Here is a 19730-nt window from a genome sequence, read left to right on the forward strand (position 1 = left end):
CGGGAGGTTCGAGCTCCGGGCTCGGGCCGCGTTCGAGATAGGTGGTGAGCGCGATGTAGCTGCGCGTCCGCGTGAAGCCGCTGGTGCCGTGAATCCGCTCCAGAAGCTTTTCGAGAGACTGGGTGTCACGGGTGCGGACCTTGATCAGCATGGCGCTTTCGCCGGTTACCGTATGGATTTCCTCGACTTCCGGCAGCGCCCGCAGGGCCAGCAGCTCGCGGGTGACCTGCCAGCTCGCCGTATCGACATGGACGAAGGCGAGGAGCGGCCGGCCGAGCATCGCCCCGTCGAGCCGGGCGACGGTCGCCTTGACGACGCCGTCCCGGCGTAGCCGCCGGGCCCGTTCATGAACGGCAGGGGCGGAAAGGTTCAGCAGGCGTCCGAGTTCCGCGTAGCTGCGGCCCGCGTCCTCGGCGAGAAGGCCTAATAACTTTCGGTCCGTCGCGTCCATGCGGGCCGCGCGCGGCCGCTTCGACCGAACGGTTTCTGCATTTTCCGCCAAGGTGCAACTCCCGCTACCGGACTGAATGAATGTCGGTGTATTGAGAAAGAGACTTAACATTATTCAGTACGGAGGTCCGCCGTGTTCGACACCAAAGTCGCCATCCTGGTGCTTGACGATCTTCCGGTCTGGCAGAAGCTGAATGTCACCGCCTTCCTGGCGACCGGGATCGCCGGCACCGCCCCGGACGCGATGGGGCTCCCCTACGAGGACAGTGCCGGCCGCGCCTATGCGCCGCTGCTCGGGCAGCCGATCATGATCTTCGCGGCGCCGGCCGACATCCTGCTTCGGGCCCGGGGCCAGGCTTTCGATCGCGGTCTTGCCTGTGCCGCCTATGTCAGGGCGATGTTCTCGACCGGACATGATGCGGCCAATCGCGAGGTCTTCAGGCAGGAACCGGCCGATGCCGCCGATCTCGTCGGGATTGCCGTGCGCGGCCCGAAGAAGGACGTCGACAAGGCGGTCAAGGGCGCCCGGCTCCACGCATAGGATCGCAGTGCCGTCATCCCGAGGTGGCGGTGCGTGCTTCGAGGCTCCCCCGGCTCAAGGCCGGGGTCGCACCTCAGCATGGCGGGGGTGGGTGTTGAGGTGGGCCCCGGGCAAGGGGGTGCGGTGGATTGGTGGGCGGGCCGCCGAGTGAGTAGCCGTGGCAGCGCGCCCACCCGGAAATGGCCTAGAAACCGGCCGAGAAATTCTTCGGTGGCGGCGAAACGACGCCGAGCTGGCCGCGCTCGATCTGGTAGACGGCCAGCGCCCGCTGGTTGGTGCCGTTGGCGAGGAAGCGGAAGGGGCCGTCGACGCCGACGAAGCCGCTCGGCGTGGTCAGCACCTTTTCGGTGAAGGCCTGGGTTCCGAACCGGCCCGACAGCCCGGCGGCGAGACTGACCGCGTCATAGGCGAGGGAGGCGTTGCGGACCGGCGTCGAGCCGTAGGCGGCCTTGTAGCGCTGTGAAAAGGCCTGGAAGCCGGCGAGATCGGGGCCGGGGAACCAGCCGCCGTTGAGGTTGGATTCGCGGATGATCCTGGGATCGTCCCACTGGCCGCTGCCGAGGAACTTGATCTGGGCGGGGCTGACGCCGTTCGCCGCCAGCACCTGGGCAAGAAACGGCGTCGCGTCGCCGCTGTCGGGAATGAAGACGGCGTTGACCGTTCCCTGCTTGACGATGCCGGCGATCGCCGTCGCCTTGGACTGCATCGAGTTACGGTCGAGATTATACTTCTCCGAGGCAACCACCCGGCCGCCGGTACTGGCGACGGCCTTCTGGAGGGTTGCCTCGACCAGGGTGCCATAGGCGTTGGCCGGCAGCAGGGCGGCGTAGGAGTTCCGGCCCTGGCTGGCGGCGAAGCGGATGATCCGGTCGACGTCGCTCTGCGGCAGGAAGCTGATCAGGTAGACGCCCTTCGCCGCGGTCGTGGTGTCGGTGGAAAAGGCGACGACCGGTATCTTGGCCGGCCTCGCGACGGAGCCGGCGGCGCGGACCGCCTCGGAGAAGACCGGACCGAGGATGATCTGGGCGCCCTCGGAGATCGCCGCGGTCGCCGCGGCGCGGGCGCCATCGGCGGTGCCGCGGTCGTCCTTGATCAGGATCTGGATATTGGCGGCCTGGAACTCCCTGAGGGCAAGCTCCGCGGCGTTCCGCATGTCCCTGGCGAGCTGGCCGGCATTGCCGGTCGCCGAAAGCGGCAGCAGCATCGCCACCCGGACCGGCCCCGTGCCGAGGGTCTCGCCGGCAACCGGCCCGCCGGCGACGCCGGTCGCGGGAGGATTGAGCATGGTGGACGGCGAGCAGGCGGCGAGGATGACACCGGCGGTCGCGATGGCCCACACCCGCGTGCGGCCCGCGAGAAGACGGAACAGGCTCGACAAACGTTACTCCTCAATCGCGCCCCGCGCCGGGTCCGGCGCCTTGTCGACGCGACCCCGCCCGGTTTTCTTCGATTCTTCGGCCTCGGAGCGCCAGAAAGCGCCTACACTCCGCCCCGGACCGGCCCGAAAACCCGGTAACGATGGATAAATCATAAGGTTGATCCGTGCCCTGTCAAAAGAGAAGCGCCGGATTTGTCAAGTTTGCGGCCGGTCGCGGCGGGCGATCGGGGCGGCGGCATGGCTAGCGGCGGCCACGACCGGGAGAAGGAGGCGCCGGCCTTCGCGATCGACGGGATGACCGTTGCGGCGCGGCCGGTTGCCCCGGGGCTCCATGTCGTGGCGACGCCGATCGGCAACCTCGGCGACATGACGCTGCGCGGCCTCGCTACGCTTGCCGCGGCCGACCTGATCGCCTGCGAGGACACGCGGGTGACGCGGGTGCTCCTCGACCGCTATGCGATATCGCGGCCGCTGATCCCCTATCACGAGCACAACGCGGCGATCCAGCGGCCGCGCATCCTCGCCGAGCTCGCCGCCGGCAAGGCGGTGGCGCTGGTCAGCGACGCCGGCACGCCGCTGATCTCCGACCCCGGCTACCGGCTGGCGGCGGAGGCGATCGAGGCCGGATTCGCGGTGATCCCGGTGCCGGGCGCCTCGGCGATGCTGGCGGCGCTGGTCGCCAGCGGCTTGCCGACCGACGCGTTTTACTTTGCCGGCTTCCTACCCCAGAAACAGGGGCCGCGGCGAAAGCGGCTGGCGGCGCTGGCGACGGTGCCCGGCAGCCTGGTCGTCTACGAATCGCCGAAGCGGCTGGCCGCCTGCCTCGCCGACATGGCTGAGGTGCTCGGCGGCGACCGGCCGGCGGCGGTTGCCCGCGAGCTGACCAAGACATTCGAGACCGTGCGGCGGGGGACGCTCGCCGGGCTTGCCGGCGGATTCGCGGCCGAAGCGACCCCGAAGGGCGAGATCGTCGTCGTGGTCGGACCGCCCGGCGAGGCGGCCGCGCCCGACGCTGCCGCCATCGACGAGCTGCTCGCCGGGCTGCTCGCGACGGAAAGCCTCCGCTCGGCCGCCGACGAGGCGGCGGCGCTGACCGGGCTGCCGCGCCGCGACCTCTACCAGCGGGCACTCGCCCTGAAAAACCGCGCAGATGACGGCGACGGGTGAACGCGGGGCGGGACCCGATCCGCGCCGCCGCGCGGCGGAAATCCGCGGCCGGCGGGCGGAGACGGTTGCCGCCTGGTGGCTGCGGCTGAAGGGCTATCGCATCCTCGCCCGCCGCTTCCGTTCCGGCGCCGGGGAGATCGACCTGATCATCCGCCGCGGCCGGACGATCGTCTTCGTCGAGGTCAAGAGCCGCGCCGACGAGACGGCGGCGATCCTCGCGATCAGGCCGGTTGCCCGGCGGCGAATCGCCCGCGCCGCCGAAATGTGGATCGCCCGGCATCCGGCGCTTGCCGGCCTCGACCGCCGCTTCGACGTGGTGGTCGCGGTGCCGGGGAAGCTGCCGAGGCACCTCGTCTCGGTCTTCGACAGCGAGGGCCGGAGCTGGTGAGGCGGGGGCGTGGTACTGTTCCCACGAAAAGGAGGCCCGCCGCCATGGCTTCCAGCCGCAGGAAACCCGATCCGTATCTGGTCGATGACGACACCGCGCCTCTGACAGGTGATGAGGTGCGACAGCTCCGCCCGGCGACAGAGGTTTTCGAGGCAATCGGCCTGCCGGCGCCAAGGCCGGTCGGACGGCCGCCGGTGGAAAATCCGAAGGAACGGATATCGCTGCGCGTCGACGCCGACGTCCTCGAGACCTTCCGGTCGACCGGCCGGGGCTGGCAGACGCGGATGAACACGGTCCTCTGCCGCGAGGCGAAGCGCCTGCGCAAGGCGTGAGTGCATACAGGCTTGCCTGACCTGCTGCCGTTGCGGCCCCGTTCCTTCCACCAATCGCGACGGGGGCATTGCGTTGACCCCGTCCGGCGGGGGATATAGCGCCTCGATCCTGTTGCCCGGAGAAGACCCGCCATGGCGCTCGATGTCGCCTTCCAGATGGACCACATTGCCAACCTCGTCATCCGTGGCGATTCGACCTTCGCCCTGATGCTCGAGGCGGCGCGGCGCGGCCACCGGCTCCACCACTACACCCCCGACCGGCTGGCGATGCGCGACGGGAGGGTCGAGGCGCGTGTCGAGCCGGTGACGGTCCAGGACGAGGATGGCAACCACTTCTCGCTCGGCGAAGCGGAAACGCGGGATCTCTCCACCTTCGACGTGATCCAGCTCCGCCAGGACCCGCCCTTCGACATGGGCTACATCACCACGACCCACCTGCTCGAGCGCATCCACCCCAAGACGCTGGTGGTCAACGACCCGGCCCATGTCCGCAACGCGCCGGAGAAGCTCTTCGTCACCGAATTCAAGGACCTGACGCCGCCGACGCTGATCACCCGCGACCGGCGGGAGATCGTCGCCTTCCGCGAGGAATATGGCGACGTCATCATCAAGCCGCTCTACGGCAATGGTGGCGCCGGCGTCTTCCGCATCGCCGGCGGCGACGAGAACCTCGCCGCGCTGCTCGAGATCTTCGAGGACGTCTACCGAGAACCCTTCGTCGTCCAGCGCTACCTGCCGGCGGTGCGCCAGGGCGACAAGCGCATCATCCTGGTCGAGGGCGAGCCGGCCGGCATCATCAACCGGGTGCCGGCGGCCGGCGAGGCGCGCTCCAACATGCATGTCGGCGGGCGCGCCGAACCGACCGAGATGACGGCGCGCGACCGCGAGATCTGCGCCGCGATCGGCCCGACGCTGAGGGAGCGCGGCCTGATCTTCGTCGGCATCGACGTGATCGGCGAATACCTGACCGAGATCAACGTCACCTCGCCGACCGGCATCCGCGAGGTCAAGCGCTTCGGCGGCGCCGATATCGCCGCCCTGGTCTGGGACGCGATCGAGGCCCGGCTCGGCTGAGGCCGGCGGCCCGCCGTGGCAAGGACGCCGCTCGGGAAGCGGGAGGGGGGTGTCGCCGGCGCGGCCTGCCGGTATCCGTCGCCCGGCCTCAAGGACCCGGAAGCCGCCGGGCCGGTGCTGGAGAGCCGCGTCGCCCGGGAGAAGAAGGTCGGGCGAGCCGACCTGTACCGGCCACGGCTTCGACAACGATTGGGAAGTCGTGCCCGGCACCGCGACCGTCGAGGTCTGGTGCGAGGGCCGCAGGCTCGCCGGAGAGAGCTTCACCGTCACCGGGTGAGCCCAGGCGGCCGGCCGGTTTCCCCACGGCCTGACGCGGCACGACGGACACGCCTTTCCGCGTCTCCTTGATGGGCCGACATGCCTTGCCGCGCGCACTGGTTGGTCGACAGGGCCGGTCGGGCACGGCCTCTTTCGCCACAAAAAGGCGGGATTTGCGGATACAATTCCGTCTCCATCCGAGAAAAGGCATCTGCGATTGGAATAGACGACGCGAAAACATCCAGCGGCGGAGGAAGCCATGTCAAAGCAGGACAAGAGGCCTTACCTGTTTCTGATGCAACGTCCCTCGTTCGAAGCCCGGCGCGAAGCCGCCGAGCGACTGCGCGAGCTGTCGATGACCGTGGTGGCGCATTACGGAAGCCATGCCATCGAGGCCCTGGCGACACCCGACCAGGCGGAAGCGGCATCGCAGCTCGGCATCTTCTCGGCCCGGCTGAAGGGAGCGATGGGCCGCCAGCACCTCGAAAAGCTCGACCCCGACCAGCTGGCGATCGTCCGGCAGTGGAATACCCGATTCACCGGCAAGTACCGTAAGCTGACCAAGGATGCCCTTGGCGACGTCGGCAAGCCGTGGAATGGCGACGGCAAGAAAGAGCCGCTGCCCTACAGCGCCATCGGACCGGAAGACTTCCTGCGGCTCGTCGCCGACTACGAGAAGCGCAGCGGCGAGACCGTCCTCGGCCCGGAACCCCGCCCCCCGCGGGGCAAGGGAAGGCAGCGAGACCCGAAGCCGATGTCGCCGGACGAATTCGCCGACTTCGAACGGCGCCTTGCCGAGGTCTACAAGGACCGGACGCTCGCCTATCACCTCGCGCGCCTCGCCTTTCGCCTCGGCCCCTGGTCCTATCAGGGCATGCTCCGGCTTCCGCGGGACCTGATCGAAGAGATCCTGCGGCTTTTTTTTCTTGAAGCCGCCTGCTGGCGGATGACCGGCGAAATGTCGGTCGGCATCGTCTTCGTCGAGTCCTCAGCCTCTGGCGGGCCGAAGTTCGGCACCTCCGAGCGGAACGAAATCTGCCAGGAGATACTCGACGGGCATCGCTGGCTCACCGAGCAGCACCCCTCCGGCAACCTCTCCTGGGTCTACGATTTCCAGTTCATCAAGATCGACGTCGCCAACGGCTCGGGCGATCCCGACGAGCCCTACTGGCGCGACCCGGCGATGGGGAAGGTCACCTACCACGGCCAGACCTTCGACGCCGCCTGGAGCGGCATCGCCGATTATCGCGAGGCGATGCGAATCCGCAACCTTTCGTCCCACGCCATCGTCATCTTCGTCACGCCCTACGCCAACTCCTGGCACGCCTATGCCGGTGGCGGCCGCATCACGCTTGCCGACAAGGACAACTGGGGCGGTTGGGGACGCGGAACCATCGATGCGATCACCGCCCACGAGACCAGCCATCTCTTCGGTTCGGCGGACGAGTATACCGGCAGCGGGACGCCGTGTTCGAGCTGCGACACGACGCACGGATGCGACAACATCCCCAACGGAAATTGCGGCGCCTGCAGCCATCCGCATCAGGCCTGCATCATGGACGCCAATTCCCGCAGGCTCTGCGCCTACACGCGGGGTCAGATCGGCTGGTCGCATATCTTCGTCGAGACGACGACCGCCGACGAACTCTGGGCGGGCACCGACGACACCGTGTGGCTGGATATCGGCGATCGCGACTTTGTGCTCGATACCCCGGATCACGACGATCGCGAGCGCAACAACAAGGAAGGCTATGCGCTGTGGGCGCCCGGCGTGCAGCGGAGCGACATCAAGCGCATCCTTATCCGCAAGAGCCCGGACGGCTTTGCCGGCGGCTGGAAGCTGAAGGGGGCTCGCGTCTGGCACCGCGGTTCGCTGATCTGCGATGTCGACAACATCAACCGCTGGCTCGAGGACGATCACCGGGTCTGGGTCGGGTGCATCTCGGACCGGGCGATCGTTTCGAAGCTGCGGGTCGAGGTCAGCACCGCCAATGTGATGTGGGCGGGCACCGACGACGACGTGACCCTGACCCTTGCCGGACGAAACTGGGACCTCGACAACGAGGGTCACGACGATTTCGAGCGGGGAAACACCGACATCTTCGATCTCGATCCGGGCATCGGGCTCTACGAGTCGGATATTCACTCGGTCCGCATTCACAAATCGTCCGACGGCTTTGCCGGGGGCTGGAAGCTGAAGGGCGTCCGCGTCGTCGTCAACGGCCACGAGATCTACAACAAGCAGTCGATCAACAAATGGCTGGAGGACAACGACCGCACCTGGACCGACACGATCTGACCGGCAGCCCCATCGGGCCGCCGCGCTGATCTTTCGGATTGGCGATCGTCGCCGGGCCGGCGGCCAAAGGCGGTCGGCCTCGGTTTCCCCGCAGGAATAGCCGAGCAGCGACGTCGCGCCTTGCGCCAGATCAACGGCTCACGCGGCCGGCGGCGTCCAGTTGACCGCCCAGCGGCTGGTTTCGGGCACCGCGATGCCGGTGCCGTGCGGGTCGCGCCGCATCGACAGGAAATCCGGCAGGGCCGGGGCGACGGCCTCCGCCCACATCGCCTCGACATCGGCGAAGGAGGTGAGCCGCTTCGCCGGCGTGAGACGGTCGAATTCGGCGACGAGGTCCCCGGCCTTTTCCGCGAGGAAGGCGACCTGCCGCCCGACCATCGCCTGGCCGGCAAGGCGGTTCGCCTCATGGGCGTCCGGCCCCATGGCGAAATGCGGTCCGGGCGCGTCCCGCGCCGGCAGCCGCGAGATGTCGACCGCGGCCGGCTCCAGCGCCCAGAGCTGCGAGGTCTCGATCTTGCCGGCGTGATCGCCATGGATGTCGCCGTCGCCGTCGAAGCCGGCGGCGTCGGCCTCGAAGTCGGCCAGCGAATAGAGCCTTGCCCCGACATAGGGCTGGACGAGGTCGACCAGCGTCTTGAGGTCGCGATAGTTGACGCCGTAGTGGCCGGTCATCAGCACCACCGCCTTGAAGCCGAGCCGGTCGGCGATGCGCAGGTGCCAGCAGACCGTCCTGAAATGATGCCAGGGCGGCACCGCCGACAGCCAGTCGCGCTCGACCTCGCCGATCATGTCGAGGGCCCAGATCGCATAGTCGCCGATCTCGTGGATATGCCCGTAGTCGGGTGGCGCGACGATGCCGCCATGCCGCCGGGCGGTGAGGCAGGCAATGGCATGGGCCTTCAGTGCGTCGAGCCCGACCGCGTTCTGCGGCCCGTGCGGCTCGCAGAGGCCGTAGGTCTGGTAGAGCACCGGCCATTCGGCGAAGCGCCGCTCGAGCTGGTCGGGAAACATCCGCTCCCAGCGCACCTCGTCAAACACCGCCTCACCGCGTTCGTCGGTCATGTCGCACCCTCCCGAATAGGGGATTCCACCGGCCAATGCCGTCGCATCCGCGGTCATTCTAGGCGATGTCGACCGCCACGGGCGCATCATCTCCGGCAAGTGTGATAAGACACGGGTCGCTGCCTGGCCGCGAAGGCGGACCATCCAGCAACCGGAGGATACGACCTCTCGTGAGCGAGCGACCCGAAAAGCCCCAGGATCCGGACCGGCGCCGGACCGGCAATCCCTTCGCGGGGACGGGACACCTGCTGTCGCTGATCATGTCGGGACGCGCCTCGTCGCGGGCGGCCCTGGTCGAGGCGACGCAATTGTCGCGCGCGACCGTCGCCCAGCGGCTCTCCTACCTGTTCGATGCGGGCCTCGTCGCGGAAGCCGACGAGACCCTGCCGAGCGGCGGCCGGCCGGCCCGCGCGCTCAGGCTCAACACCGATTTCGGCGTCGTGCTTGCCGCCGATATCGGCGAGCACCAGGTCCGCGTCGCGGTGACCGATCTCCGGCCGTCCGTCATCACCCAGACGCTGACGCGCTTCGACCTGCGTCGCGGGCCGGTCGAGACCCTCGGCTTCATCGCCGACCAGGCCGAGGCGCTTCTCCGGCAGCTCCGCCAGCCGAAGGAAAAGGTGCTCGGCATCGGGCTTTCGCTGCCGGCGCCGGTCGATTTCGCCGCGGGACATGTCGTCGGGCCATCGATCATGACCGGCTGGGATGCCTTCGACATCCGGGGCTGGCTCGCCGCCCGGCTCGGCGTCGAGGCGGTCGCCGACAACGACGTCAACCTGCTCGCCCTCCATTACCATCACCTCGCCTGGCGCGACGTCGGCGACTTCTTCTTCGTCAAGGCGGGCACGGGCATCGGCAGCGGCGTCTATGCCGGCGGTGCGATCTACCGGGGCGCCGACGGGGCGAGCGGCGACATCGGCCACATCCAGCTCGGATCGGCGGACGGGCCGCTCTGCCGCTGCGGCAAGCTCGGCTGCGTCGAGGCGCGAGCCGCGGGCTGGGCGATTGCCCGCGACCTCAGGGCGCAGGGCATCGAGGCGCGGGACGCCAAGGACGTCCTGGCGCTGGTCGAGCAGAACCGGCCGGAGGCGGTGACGCTGGTCCGCCGCTCCGGCCAGGTCATCGGCGAGGCGATCGCCGACGTGGTCAGCATCCTCAATCCCCGCGTCGTCGCGGTCGGCGGAACCCTTGCCGGGACGAGCGACCACCTGCTGTCCGGCATCAGGGAGCTCGTCTACCAGCGCTGCCTGCCGCTGGCGACCCGCAAGCTGCAGATCACCCTGGTCCGCCCGCAGGAGCATGACGGCCTGCTCGGGGCGGCGCTGCTGACCATCGATTCCCGGCTCGCGCCAGAACAGGTCGACCGGATGCTGACGGCGCGGGCGGCGCAGGGTGTCGACCGGCCATCGGGCGACACGAGCAGAAGCCGGACGGCGACTTTTGCCTAAAAATAGACATTACTGAATCAGTATTTGCTTGATTCGAGACAGAAGTTTCGGCAAGTTAGGTCGGGCAAGCGCTCGCGGTTTGCCTAGGAGTCGCGTGCAACGAAACGTCGCCACCGAAGCGGGCCTCGGCCTCGCACCGGCCGGCGGCGACCCTTCGATCTTTGTCTGGGAGGAACCAGAAATGAAGAGAATGAAAAGCCTGAAATGGACCGCGGCCGGTGTCGCCCTCGCCCTCGTGGCGGGTATCGGCTCGGCGAGCGCCGATGACGTGCTCGTCGGCCTGATCACCAAGACTGACAACAACCCCTTCTTCGTCAAGATGCGCGAAGGCGCCTCGGCCAAGGCGAAGGAGATCGGTGTCGAGTTCCAGGCTTTCGCCGGCAAGTATGACGGCGACAACGACACCCAGGTCGCGGCGGTGGAGAACCTGATCGCCGCCGGCGCCAAGGGCATCCTGATCACGCCGAGCGACACCAAGGCGATCGTTCCGACGATCCAGAAGGCGCGCGATGCCGGCGTGCTGGTCATCGCCCTCGACACGCCGCTCGATCCGACCGACGCGGCCGACGCGACCTTCGCCACCGACAACTTCAAGGCCGGCGAGCTGATCGGCGAATGGGCCGCGGGCACGCTCGGGCCGGAAGGCGTCGAGAATGCCAAGATCGCCTTCCTCGACGCGCTGGAGCAGCAGCCGACCGTCGACGCGATGCGCGACCAGGGCTTCATGAAGGGCTTCGGCATCGACATCAAGGATCCGAACCGCTACCTCGACGAGGACGACGCGCGGATCTGCGGCCATCAATACGGCCAGGGCGCCGAGGACGGCGGCCGCACCGGCATGGAGAATCTTCTCCAGAAATGCCCGGACATCAGCGTGGTCTACACGATCAACGAGCCGACCGCGGCCGGTGCCTGGGAAGCGCTCAAGGCCGTCGGCAAGGATGACGGCTCGGTGCTGGTGGTGTCGGTCGACGGCGGCTGCCCGGGCGTCAAGAATGTCGAGGCCGGCGTGATCGGCGCCACCTCGATGCAGTTCCCGCTGCTGATGGCCGCGCTGGGCGTCGAGGCGGTTGCCGAATATGCCAAGTCCGGCAAGAAGCCCGAGCCGAGCCCGGGCCTCGACTTCTTCAACACCGGCGTGACCCTGATCACCGACAAGCCGGTCGATGGCGTTCCGTCCGAGACCTCGGCGGAAGGCCTGACCAAGTGCTGGGGCTGATCTTCCTCCCGACGCTGCCGGCCTGACCGGCAGCGTTTTCGGGGAGGGCGATCCCAAGCACAGGTCGCCCTCCCTCCTTTCTTTCCCGGAATTCCGGCCGAGGCAAACGACGTCATTGTCGCCATTGTCGCCCGGCCCGCGAAGCCAAGAAGCTCGAACCGCGCCAATAAGATGACACGCAAGGGGATACTCACCGGCGGGACCTGGTGTGTCGACCGGAACCTGCTGGTGGACAACTGGCCGGCCGAGAACGGGCGCGCCGACATCCTCGAGGCCGACCAGGCCGGAGGCGGCTCGGGCTGCAACCTCGCGATCGATATCCACAAGCTCGATCCGGCGCTGCCGGTGGCGACCATCGCGCTGGTCGGCGACGACGAGGACGGGCGCTTCCTGATGCAGCTCGCCGACGACAACGGCGTCGGGCGGTCGCGGATGCAGACCACCGGCGAAGCCAAGACCGACTACACCATCGCCTTCGCGTCGCTGCCGACCGGCCGGCGCACGCATATCAGCTATTTCGGCACGAGCAATCTGCTGACGCCCGACCATTTCGATTTCACCGGCCTCACCCACCGCATCTTCCATCTCGGCCTGCCCGGCGTGCACGAGATCATGGATGCGCCCTGGCAGGACGATGCCAACGGCTGGGTCACGACGCTGAAGAAGGCGCGCGGCGCCGGGATGATCACCAATCTCGAGCTCGCCAGCATCGCCGGCGAACGCAACGCGACGCTGGTCCGGCCCTGCCTGCCGCATCTTGACCTGCTCGTCGTCAACGACGCCGAGATCGGCGGCATTGCCGGGATCGAGACGATCCACGACGGGAAGACCGATCCGGAAGCCTGTGTCGCGGCGGCGCGCAAGGCGCTTCGCCTCGGGACGCCGGAGCTGGTTGCGGTGCATTTTCCGGAGGGCGCGGTGGTCGTCGGTCGCGACGGCGATGTCACGCGCCGCCCCTCGGTGCGCGTTCCGCCGGACGAGGTCGCCGGCGCCAATGGCGCCGGAGATGCTTTTGCCGCCGGCTTCCTCTACGGCTTCCACGAGGGCTGGGACGTCGAGCGCATCGTGGCGCTCGCCCATGCCGCCGCCGCCGCATCGCTTCGCCAGATATCGACCACCGGCGCGATCGAGTCGTGGTCGGATTGTCTTGCTCTCGCCGACCGCTGGGGCTGGCGCGAGCCATTCGAACGAAGCCCTAGCTAGCCATCACGGCGCGGGGGCTCCGGGCGGGCCCCCGCAGCCGGTCCGACCGAAAACCGTTCGCCCAGGAGTCCGTCATGCCCATCCTCGACAAGAAGCTTGAAAGCATCCAGGCCGGCAGCTACACGCCAGCCGACTTCATCATCGCCGACGCCAAGGACGGCGACATCGGGTTCGGCCGCGCCGCCCCCGTCGCCGACCCCGACAAGCCCGGCACCCACACGCCCCGCGAGACCCACCTCCAGGCAATCCGGGAGATGACCGAGTCGGGCCTCGTCGACATCATGCTGATGTCGGCCTCCACCGCCGAGCGGCTGTCGAAGGAAGGGCTGTTCACGGACAGTGACGTGACTCCGGCGATCCGCCTCAACGACACCACCGACATCTGGTCGGCCCGCGGCGGTCGCTACAAGGAAGAGCCGTCCCGCCACCACCGCACCGCGCGCGTCGACCAGGCGCGGCAGATCGCCGATATCGGGCTCTATTCGATCACCTTCTCGAACCAGCGCGACATCGATGCCGAGAATGCCGAGGCCTATACGGCCTTCCGCGCCGAGGCGGCGAACCACAAGATGCGCCACTTCCTCGAGGTCTTCAATCCGGCCTTCGACATCAGGCTGGCCGACGGCGCCGACATCGGCTCCTTCATCAACGACAATATCGTACGGACGCTGGCCGGCGTCATGGAGGTCGACTACCCGAAATTCCTCAAGCTCCAGTACAATGGCCCGCGGGCCATGGAGGAACTCGCCTCCTTCGATCCCGGCCACCTCATCGTCGGCATCCTCGGCGGTTCGGCGGGCACCGCGCGCGACACCTTCGAGTTGCTCAGCCAGGCCGAGCGCTACGGTGCCCGAGTCGCCCTGTTCGGACGCAAGATCCATCTCGCCGAGTCGCCGATCGACATCGTCACGCTGATGCGCCGGGTGGTTGCCCGCGAGGTGACCCCCGAAGAGGCGGTCAAGGTCTATCACGACGAGATCGGCAAGAAGGGGATCAAGCCGGTGCGTCCGCTGGCGGACGACATCCAGATCACCGAGGACGTGCTCCGCGCCAACGCCTAGGCGGCGGCGGGCGCGGCGGCCCCGGCCGCCGCGCCCGGTCCGTCACCGCGAGCGGGGCTCAGCCGGCCAGGCCGCAGCCCTTGAGAATGATCCGGGTGATGGTTTCGGCGGCGCGATCATAATCGGCCGCCGTGATCCGGCCCGATCCCAGGCCGCTGCGCGCCAGGATGTCGAAGTCGGCGTAATACTGGGTCGAGGCCCACAGCATGATGAACAGGTGGATCGGCTCGACCCGGTCCATCTTTCCCGCCTCCATCCACGCTTCGAGGACCTTGACCCGCGACAGGGTGGCCGCCCGTATATGGGCGCGGTCGCCGCGGCTCATGAACCGTCCGCCATGCACCGCTTCGTTGGCGAACATCCGCGATTCGGCGGCGTGGCGGCGGGTGAAATCGAGCTTGGCGCGGATATAGTCGGCAAGCGCCTCCGCCGGGTCGCGCTCCTCCCTGAGAAGGGTGAGCGCCTTGTCCCATTCGCTCAGCACGTCGGCGATCAGGGTCCGGTAGATCGCCTGCTTGGAGCCGAAATAGTAATAGACATTCGCTTTCGGCAGCCCCGACAGGGCGGCGATCTCGGCGATGCTCGCGCCGTCATAGCCCTTTTCGGTGAAGACCCGGATCGCCGCGTCGAGGATCGTCTTGCGGTTGCGCGCGCTGATCCGTGTATTGGCCCCGTCGGCCGGCCTGTCCCGAGATCGTCGCGCCATCACTTCCCCGTGCCTGCTCCGGCGAATGTCGCGCAGCGGCGCGATGCTGTCCATGGAAAAGTTGACGCTGCCGTCAGGAACGATCGAAGAAAAAGTTGACGCTTCGGTCAACTTTCGGCTAGATTGCCGGCCATTGGAGGCGGTCGCCATGAGCATAGCGCTCAACCAAGCGATGCAGGAATTCCTCGCCGGCTGGCGCGACGACCTCGATCCCGCCTGGCGCGCCGTCGTCGCGGAGACCGGGCTCGGCTTCGCCGATATCGATCCCGGCCTCACGCTCGCGGCCGGCGAGCCGATCTTCCCGCCGCGCAAGGGGCGGGTCTTTCCCGGTGCCCCGAAGGGCGCCCATGTCTTCCGCGCCTTCGACGACATCGCACCGGACCAGGTGCGATGCGTGATCCTGGGCCAGGACCCCTATCCCTGTCCCGCCTTTGCCACCGGCCGCGCCTTCGAGGCCGGCAATGTCGCCGACTGGCGGGAGCTCGAAAAGATGTTCTCGACCAGCGTCCGCACCTTCATGCAGCAGATCGCCGAGGCGCGAACCGGCGATCCGGGCTATGTCGGCTCGACCGCCGGCTGGTATCGCCTGATCGGCGACGCCGAGACGGGAGGCCTCGATCTCGAGCCGGCGGCCTCGATCGCCGAACGCTGGGTGGCGAGCGGCGCGCTGCTGCTCAACTCCTCCTTCACGCTGAGCCGCTTCGCGGTGACCGGCGATCCGCACCAGGTCCGGGGCCATCTGCCGCTATGGCGACCCTTGGTGGCGCGGATTCTCGACTATCTCGCGGCGCGCGGGACGCCGGTCGTCTTCATCGGCTTCGGCGACCAGGCCGCGACGGTGCTGGGCCTGGCCGGCATCACCGAGGGCGTCCGCGGCCGCGTTGGCTGCGTCGTGCGGGCCCATCCCGCCGACGCGGCGGCGGTGCTTGCGCTGGAAAACCCGTTCGTCGCAGCCAATCGCATGCTTGGCGCGATGGGCGCCGGGCCGGTCTCGTGGTAGCGCGACCGATGGCGGCGGCCGAAACCTACGATCATATCGTCATCGGCGCCGGCTCGGCCGGCTGCGTCGTCGCCAACCGCCTGTCGGCCGATCCGGACCGCAAGGTGCTGCTGCTCGAGGCCGGCGGCAAGGACAGCCACCCGCTGGTGCGGCTGCCGATGCTGATGGGCAAGCTGATGCATTCCGGCATCTACAACTGGGCCTATCACACCGAGCCGGAGCCCGAATTCGACGACCGCGAGGTCTATTGGCCGCGCGGCAAGGCGCTCGGCGGCTCGTCGACGATCAACGGCATGATCTATGTGCGCGGCAACCGCGCCGACTACGACCGCTGGGCGCAGATGGGCAATCCCGGCTGGTCCTATGCCGAGGTGCTGCCCTATTTCCGCAAGTCGGAATCCCATGTCGAGCGCGCCGACGATTTCCACGGCTCGGACGGTCCGCTGACGGTCTGCCGGGCGCGCGGCGACAGCCCGCTCTTCGACCGCTTCATCGAAGCCGGCGTCGAGGCCGGCTATGCGCGGAACGACGACTTCAACGGCGCCGTCCAGGAAGGCTTCGGCCGCTACGACTTCACCATCCGCGACGGCAAGCGCTGGAGCACCTCGCGCGCCTTCCTGCGGCCGGCGATGAAGCGGCCGAACCTGACCGTCGCGACCCATGCGCTGACCCGGCGCATCGTCATCGACAAGGGCAGGGCGGTCGGCGTCGAATACGAGCGCGGCGGCGAGACGATCGTCGCCCGGGCCTCGCGCGAGATCGTGCTTTCGGCCGGCGCCGTCAACGCGCCCCAGGTCCTGATGCTGTCCGGGATCGGCGATCGCGACGAATTGCGCGAGCACGGCATCGAGACGGTGCACCACCTGCCGGGGGTCGGTAAGAACCTCCAGGATCATGTCGACGTCTGCCTGATCTACGAGGTGACCAGGCCGGTCACCCTCTACAGCGAGCTGAGGGTCGACCGCCTGACCCGGGCGGTGATCGAGGGGACGCTGTTCGGCCGCGGCATCGCCACGACCTTTCCTTACGAGGGCGGCGCCTTCGTCCGCTCGCGGCCCGGGCTGGAGGCGCCCGACATCCAGGCGCATTTCATGCCGGCGCTGGAAAAGACCGCCAACCTCCACTGGCCGAAGCTGTTCGATCGCGCCCGTGTCGAGGACAATCACGGCGTCACCATCCGCGTCGGCCCGGTCAATCCGGAAAGCCGCGGCCGGATCACGCTTCGTTCGGCCGATCCGCGCGATCCGCCGCGGATTTTCGCCAACTACCTCGCCACCCAGTTCGACAAGGATACGACCATTGCCGGCGTGCGGATCATCCGCGAGGTGATGGCGCAGCCCGCCTTCGCCGACATTCTCGGCGCGGAGATCGCGCCGGGGGCGGACAGGGCAAGCGACGAGGACCTCGCCGAATGGCTGAAACAGGCCGGCGGCACGACGCTCCATCCTGTCGGAACCTGCAAGATGGGCAACGACGACAACGCCGTGGTCGATGCCGAGCTCAGGGTCCATGGCATCGCCGGCCTGCGGGTCGCGGATGCCTCGATCATGCCGGTCATCGCGAGCGGCAACACCAACGCCCCGACCATCATGATCGGCGAGAAGGCCGCCGACATGGTGCTGAAGGCGACCAGCTAGAGGGGGAGACATCCCGTGATCGTCGAGCACCGCACCTACACCTTCCGCCCCGGCACGCTGCAGCCCTGGCTGAAGAAATACGAAGGCGAGGGACTGGCGATCCAGAAGCGCCATCTCGGCCATTACATGGGCATCTTCACCACCGAATTCGGCAACATCCACCAGACCGTGATGCTGTGGGCCTATGACAGCTTCGACGACCGCGAGCGCCGTCGCGCCACGATGGCCGCCGATCCGGCCTGGCAGAAATACATCTCCGAGGTCTGGGCGATGGACGCGATCGAGAGCCAGGAGGTCCGCGTCCTCAAGCCGTCTGCGTCGACGCCGCCGATCGGCTGACGATTGACAGCGACGGCGCGCTGCACTACCGGTCTCGCCCGAGGCCGGAGACGCCCGCCGCTCGCCGGGACAAGTCCCGTTGGTGAAGATCTCCCAGCCGTGACCGGCTGCGAAACGCGACATGCCCGACTCCTCCACCGGCGGTCCGACGGCAAGGCGAGCCCCGTTTCGGAAGCGACCGCGCAAGGTAGAACGGGAGCAGCAGCATGACGCCGCACATCTTCACACGCGACCAGGCCAAGGCCCGCGCCCGCGCCATCCGGGCGGAGCGCGCCGCCGGCAATCGTCCGATCAGCCACGGGGCGGCGCTCGAGCGGGTCGCCGCCGAGAACGGCTATGCCGACTGGAACACCTTCTCGGCGCGGCTTTCCAATTCACCGGAGATCGCCCTCCAGGTCGGCGACCGGGTCGCGGGGGACTATCTCAAGCAGCCTTTCGCCGGGGTCGTGCTGGCGGTGCGCAGCATCGCCGAGGGCGGCGCCCTGCAGGTGACGATCGAGCTCGACGAGCCGGTCGACGTCGTCACCTTCGAGAGCTTCTCCCATTTCCGCAGGCGGGTGAACGGAACGATCTCGCCGGGCGGCGTCTCCTACGCCAGGACCAGCGACGGGGTTCCGCACCTGGTGGTGTCGCGCGCGTCACGCTGAATCCTCTTCCGGCGAAGGGACGGCGGGGTCCTGATCCGCCTCCCGCGATGCGCCGGCGAGGTCCGTCCGGGCAACAGCCCGCGGCGTTGGCCGGCGGGCGCATCCGGCAGGCGCGGGCGGGCGGGAGCAAAGTTGACCATTTGGTCAGGACACGGCTATCGTCGTCGGCAGGAGACGGCTCGATACGACCCGGATCGGACGGCGATCGAGAAGATCGGCCTTGCCTCGGCCGCCGCAAGGCGGCGATCACCCCTGATGCCGGGCGGCGGCATAACGGAGGGCGCGCGCGACGATGGCGAAGCATGTCAGGGTCGATGCCGATGCCTGCCAGGGCCACGGCCTCTGCTATTTCGCATCCGACAGGCTGTTTGTGCTGGACGATTCCGACGGCAAGGCGCGGGTGCTGATCGACCCGTTGCCGGAGGACCTCGAGGACGATGCGCTCGACGCGGTGGAGACCTGCCCCGAGCAGGCAATCACGATCGTCGACGATGCCGCGTAAAGTTGACGGAGGCGTCAGCTTTGGAAACGGAAAAAGTTGACGCTTCGGTCAGGATGCGGCTATCGTCCCGGATGCCGCGTATAACGAAGGACGGCTCGGTGGGAACCGGTTTTGCGGATTGCAGCCCAAGGCTCCGACACGCTGATGATGTCGCCCCGCCGCCGGCGAGCGGGCGAATTCCTTCGACACGCGTCGATCTTCCTGCCATTGACCGAATCCGGACGATCCGCGGTGGAGCGTGGATATCGCTTGACTTGAAACAGGGACCATCAACGGCGCGTGGCCTCGCCGAGGCGCGCGGCAACAGAGGGGAGCCAGATGACAAGGAAATTTGAGACGGAGATGAAGACGCCGCTGTCGCGTCGGAGTTTCCTGAAGACGTCGGCCGGCGCTGCGCTGGTCGCCGGGACGGCGGGCAGCCTCGCCTTTCCGGGCGGTGCGGCCGCGGAGACCGGCCTGGTGGCCCTGGTCCATACCCAGGCCGCCGGCGACAACGGCCCGATCGACTCGATGATCGCGGCGCTGAAGAAGCTGTCGGAGGAGAAGGGCTTCCCGATCCGCACCATCTATGCGCAGGATTCGGCGACCTTCCCGTCGATCTTCCAGAGCCTCGCCGATGCCGGGGCCGAGGTGATCGCCGCGACCTTCAACGAGGTGGCGGAGCCGATCAAGGATCTCGCGCCGAAATATCCCGACACCAAGTTCATCCAGATCTTCGGCGACCCCTTCGAGCCGCCGATGCCGAACGTGGTGACGGTCTCCTACGACTATTATCTCGGCTGCTACCTGTCGGGCCTGTTCGCGGCGAAGGTCTCGAAGACCGGCAAGATCGGCTATATCGGCGGCGTCAGCCTGCCGCCGCTCAACGCCGACCTCAACGCGATGAAGGCGGCCGCGGCCGCGGTCGGCGCCGACAAGACGGTGACCGGTGCCTTCGCCGGGTCCTTCCAGGACCCTGCCAAGGGCCACGAGATCGCCAACCAGATGTACCAGGACGGCATCGACTACATCCAGACCGA

The 19730-nt window shown here is 68.1% G+C and carries 20 protein-coding genes; 16 read left to right on the forward strand and 4 right to left on the reverse strand.

The window, feature by feature from the left end:
• Positions 1-502, reverse strand: a 502-nt coding sequence (locus KDJ86_RS19320; RefSeq protein ID WP_521085320.1) for an Lrp/AsnC family transcriptional regulator, incomplete at its 3' end; no start/stop codon positions are given.
• 81 nt (positions 503-583) lie between these two features.
• On the opposite strand from KDJ86_RS19320, the gene KDJ86_RS19325 reads away from it, so the two are divergent.
• A complete protein-coding gene (locus tag KDJ86_RS19325; protein WP_291749673.1) occupies positions 584-991 on the forward strand; it encodes a PTH2-like family protein in 408 nt (135 codons plus the stop codon).
• A 184-nt stretch (positions 992-1175) separates the two neighbouring features.
• On the opposite strand, the gene KDJ86_RS19330 is transcribed toward KDJ86_RS19325, so the two are convergent.
• Entirely contained in the window at positions 1176-2369 is a 1194-nt protein-coding gene (locus KDJ86_RS19330; RefSeq protein ID WP_291749674.1) for a penicillin-binding protein activator, read from the reverse strand.
• 237 nt (positions 2370-2606) lie between these two features.
• Here KDJ86_RS19330 and rsmI point away from each other — a divergent pair, with 237 nt between their 5' ends.
• From rsmI to KDJ86_RS19355, 5 genes are all read left to right on the forward strand, one after another.
• Complete coding sequence (rsmI, locus tag KDJ86_RS19335; protein WP_521085321.1) at positions 2607-3536, forward strand: 16S rRNA (cytidine(1402)-2'-O)-methyltransferase; 930 nt, start codon at positions 2607-2609, stop codon at positions 3534-3536.
• The gene (locus KDJ86_RS19340; RefSeq protein ID WP_291749676.1) at positions 3520-3924 is read left to right on the forward strand and encodes a YraN family protein; all 405 of its coding nucleotides are present in this window, start codon (positions 3520-3522) and stop codon (positions 3922-3924) included. Before rsmI ends, KDJ86_RS19340 begins: the two co-directional genes overlap by 17 nt.
• Before the next feature lie 44 nt (positions 3925-3968).
• Complete coding sequence (locus tag KDJ86_RS19345) at positions 3969-4256, forward strand: BrnA antitoxin family protein (protein WP_291749678.1); 288 nt, start codon at positions 3969-3971, stop codon at positions 4254-4256.
• 132 nt (positions 4257-4388) lie between these two features.
• The gene (gene gshB / locus KDJ86_RS19350) at positions 4389-5330 is read left to right on the forward strand and encodes a glutathione synthase (RefSeq protein WP_291749681.1); all 942 of its coding nucleotides are present in this window, start codon (positions 4389-4391) and stop codon (positions 5328-5330) included.
• A gap of 517 nt (positions 5331-5847) precedes the next feature.
• Complete coding sequence (locus KDJ86_RS19355; protein WP_291749684.1) at positions 5848-7887, forward strand: PLAT/LH2 domain-containing protein; 2040 nt, start codon at positions 5848-5850, stop codon at positions 7885-7887.
• 138 nt (positions 7888-8025) lie between these two features.
• Here KDJ86_RS19355 and KDJ86_RS19360 read toward each other — a convergent pair whose 3' ends face one another.
• Complete coding sequence (locus tag KDJ86_RS19360) at positions 8026-8949, reverse strand: creatininase family protein (protein WP_291749687.1); 924 nt, start codon at positions 8947-8949, stop codon at positions 8026-8028.
• A 170-nt stretch (positions 8950-9119) separates the two neighbouring features.
• Here KDJ86_RS19360 and KDJ86_RS19365 point away from each other — a divergent pair, with 170 nt between their 5' ends.
• The 4 genes from KDJ86_RS19365 (at position 9120) to KDJ86_RS19380 (ending at position 13880) form a co-directional block, all read left to right on the forward strand.
• Complete coding sequence (locus KDJ86_RS19365) at positions 9120-10397, forward strand: ROK family transcriptional regulator (protein WP_291749690.1); 1278 nt, start codon at positions 9120-9122, stop codon at positions 10395-10397.
• Between the two features lie 190 nt (positions 10398-10587).
• Positions 10588-11616: a sugar ABC transporter substrate-binding protein gene (locus tag KDJ86_RS19370; RefSeq protein WP_291749722.1), complete on the forward strand. Its 1029-nt coding sequence runs from the start codon at positions 10588-10590 to the stop codon at positions 11614-11616.
• Positions 11617-11787: 171 nt separating this feature from the next.
• Positions 11788-12819: a carbohydrate kinase family protein gene (locus KDJ86_RS19375; protein WP_291749693.1), complete on the forward strand. Its 1032-nt coding sequence runs from the start codon at positions 11788-11790 to the stop codon at positions 12817-12819.
• Between the two features lie 74 nt (positions 12820-12893).
• On the forward strand, positions 12894-13880 hold the full coding sequence (locus tag KDJ86_RS19380; RefSeq protein WP_291749695.1) for a beta/alpha barrel domain-containing protein: 987 nt from the start codon (positions 12894-12896) through the stop codon (positions 13878-13880).
• 58 nt (positions 13881-13938) lie between these two features.
• Here the strand turns inward: KDJ86_RS19380 and KDJ86_RS19385 are convergent, their stop codons facing one another.
• Positions 13939-14586, reverse strand: coding sequence for a TetR/AcrR family transcriptional regulator (locus KDJ86_RS19385; protein ID WP_291749698.1), 648 nt, complete (start codon positions 14584-14586; stop codon positions 13939-13941).
• A gap of 148 nt (positions 14587-14734) precedes the next feature.
• Between KDJ86_RS19385 and KDJ86_RS19390 the strand changes: the two genes are divergently transcribed.
• From KDJ86_RS19390 to KDJ86_RS19415, 6 genes are all read left to right on the forward strand, one after another.
• Positions 14735-15586, forward strand: coding sequence for a uracil-DNA glycosylase family protein (locus KDJ86_RS19390; RefSeq protein WP_291749700.1), 852 nt, complete (start codon positions 14735-14737; stop codon positions 15584-15586).
• 8 nt (positions 15587-15594) lie between these two features.
• Entirely contained in the window at positions 15595-17223 is a 1629-nt protein-coding gene (locus KDJ86_RS19395; protein ID WP_291749703.1) for a GMC family oxidoreductase, read from the forward strand.
• Positions 17224-17238: 15 nt separating this feature from the next.
• Entirely contained in the window at positions 17239-17562 is a 324-nt protein-coding gene (locus KDJ86_RS19400) for an NIPSNAP family protein (protein ID WP_291749706.1), read from the forward strand.
• 206 nt (positions 17563-17768) lie between these two features.
• A complete protein-coding gene (locus KDJ86_RS19405; protein ID WP_291749709.1) occupies positions 17769-18209 on the forward strand; it encodes a glyoxalase superfamily protein in 441 nt (146 codons plus the stop codon).
• A gap of 292 nt (positions 18210-18501) precedes the next feature.
• Positions 18502-18711 (forward strand): ferredoxin, encoded by a 210-nt coding sequence (locus tag KDJ86_RS19410; protein WP_291749712.1) that lies wholly within the window; start codon positions 18502-18504, stop codon positions 18709-18711.
• Positions 18712-19029: 318 nt separating this feature from the next.
• On the forward strand, positions 19030-19730 hold a 701-nt coding region (locus tag KDJ86_RS19415; protein WP_291749715.1), incomplete at its 3' end, for a BMP family ABC transporter substrate-binding protein.

The sequence above is a fragment of the Bauldia sp. genome, from assembly GCF_020442045.1.
Lineage (GTDB): Bacteria > Pseudomonadota > Alphaproteobacteria > Rhizobiales > Kaistiaceae > Bauldia.

What these genes read in the sequence shown, in the direction of transcription:
- KDJ86_RS19340 (WP_291749676.1), top strand. Translation starts at nt 3,520, where the DNA reads ATGACGGCGACGGGTGAACGCGGGGCGGGACCCGATCCGCGCCGCCGC.
- KDJ86_RS19390 (WP_291749700.1), top strand. Translation starts at nt 14,735, where the DNA reads ATGAGCATAGCGCTCAACCAAGCGATGCAGGAATTCCTCGCCGGCTGG.
- KDJ86_RS19360 (WP_291749687.1), bottom strand. Translation starts at nt 8,949, where the DNA reads ATGACCGACGAACGCGGTGAGGCGGTGTTTGACGAGGTGCGCTGGGAG.
- KDJ86_RS19375 (WP_291749693.1), top strand. Translation starts at nt 11,788, where the DNA reads ATGACACGCAAGGGGATACTCACCGGCGGGACCTGGTGTGTCGACCGG.
- gshB (WP_291749681.1), top strand. Translation starts at nt 4,389, where the DNA reads ATGGCGCTCGATGTCGCCTTCCAGATGGACCACATTGCCAACCTCGTC.
- KDJ86_RS19410 (WP_291749712.1), top strand. Translation starts at nt 18,502, where the DNA reads ATGGCGAAGCATGTCAGGGTCGATGCCGATGCCTGCCAGGGCCACGGC.
- KDJ86_RS19370 (WP_291749722.1), top strand. Translation starts at nt 10,588, where the DNA reads ATGAAAAGCCTGAAATGGACCGCGGCCGGTGTCGCCCTCGCCCTCGTG.
- KDJ86_RS19405 (WP_291749709.1), top strand. Translation starts at nt 17,769, where the DNA reads ATGACGCCGCACATCTTCACACGCGACCAGGCCAAGGCCCGCGCCCGC.
- KDJ86_RS19355 (WP_291749684.1), top strand. Translation starts at nt 5,848, where the DNA reads ATGTCAAAGCAGGACAAGAGGCCTTACCTGTTTCTGATGCAACGTCCC.
- rsmI (WP_521085321.1), top strand. Translation starts at nt 2,607, where the DNA reads ATGGCTAGCGGCGGCCACGACCGGGAGAAGGAGGCGCCGGCCTTCGCG.
- KDJ86_RS19380 (WP_291749695.1), top strand. Translation starts at nt 12,894, where the DNA reads ATGCCCATCCTCGACAAGAAGCTTGAAAGCATCCAGGCCGGCAGCTAC.
- KDJ86_RS19395 (WP_291749703.1), top strand. Translation starts at nt 15,595, where the DNA reads ATGGCGGCGGCCGAAACCTACGATCATATCGTCATCGGCGCCGGCTCG.
- KDJ86_RS19345 (WP_291749678.1), top strand. Translation starts at nt 3,969, where the DNA reads ATGGCTTCCAGCCGCAGGAAACCCGATCCGTATCTGGTCGATGACGAC.
- KDJ86_RS19385 (WP_291749698.1), bottom strand. Translation starts at nt 14,586, where the DNA reads ATGGCGCGACGATCTCGGGACAGGCCGGCCGACGGGGCCAATACACGG.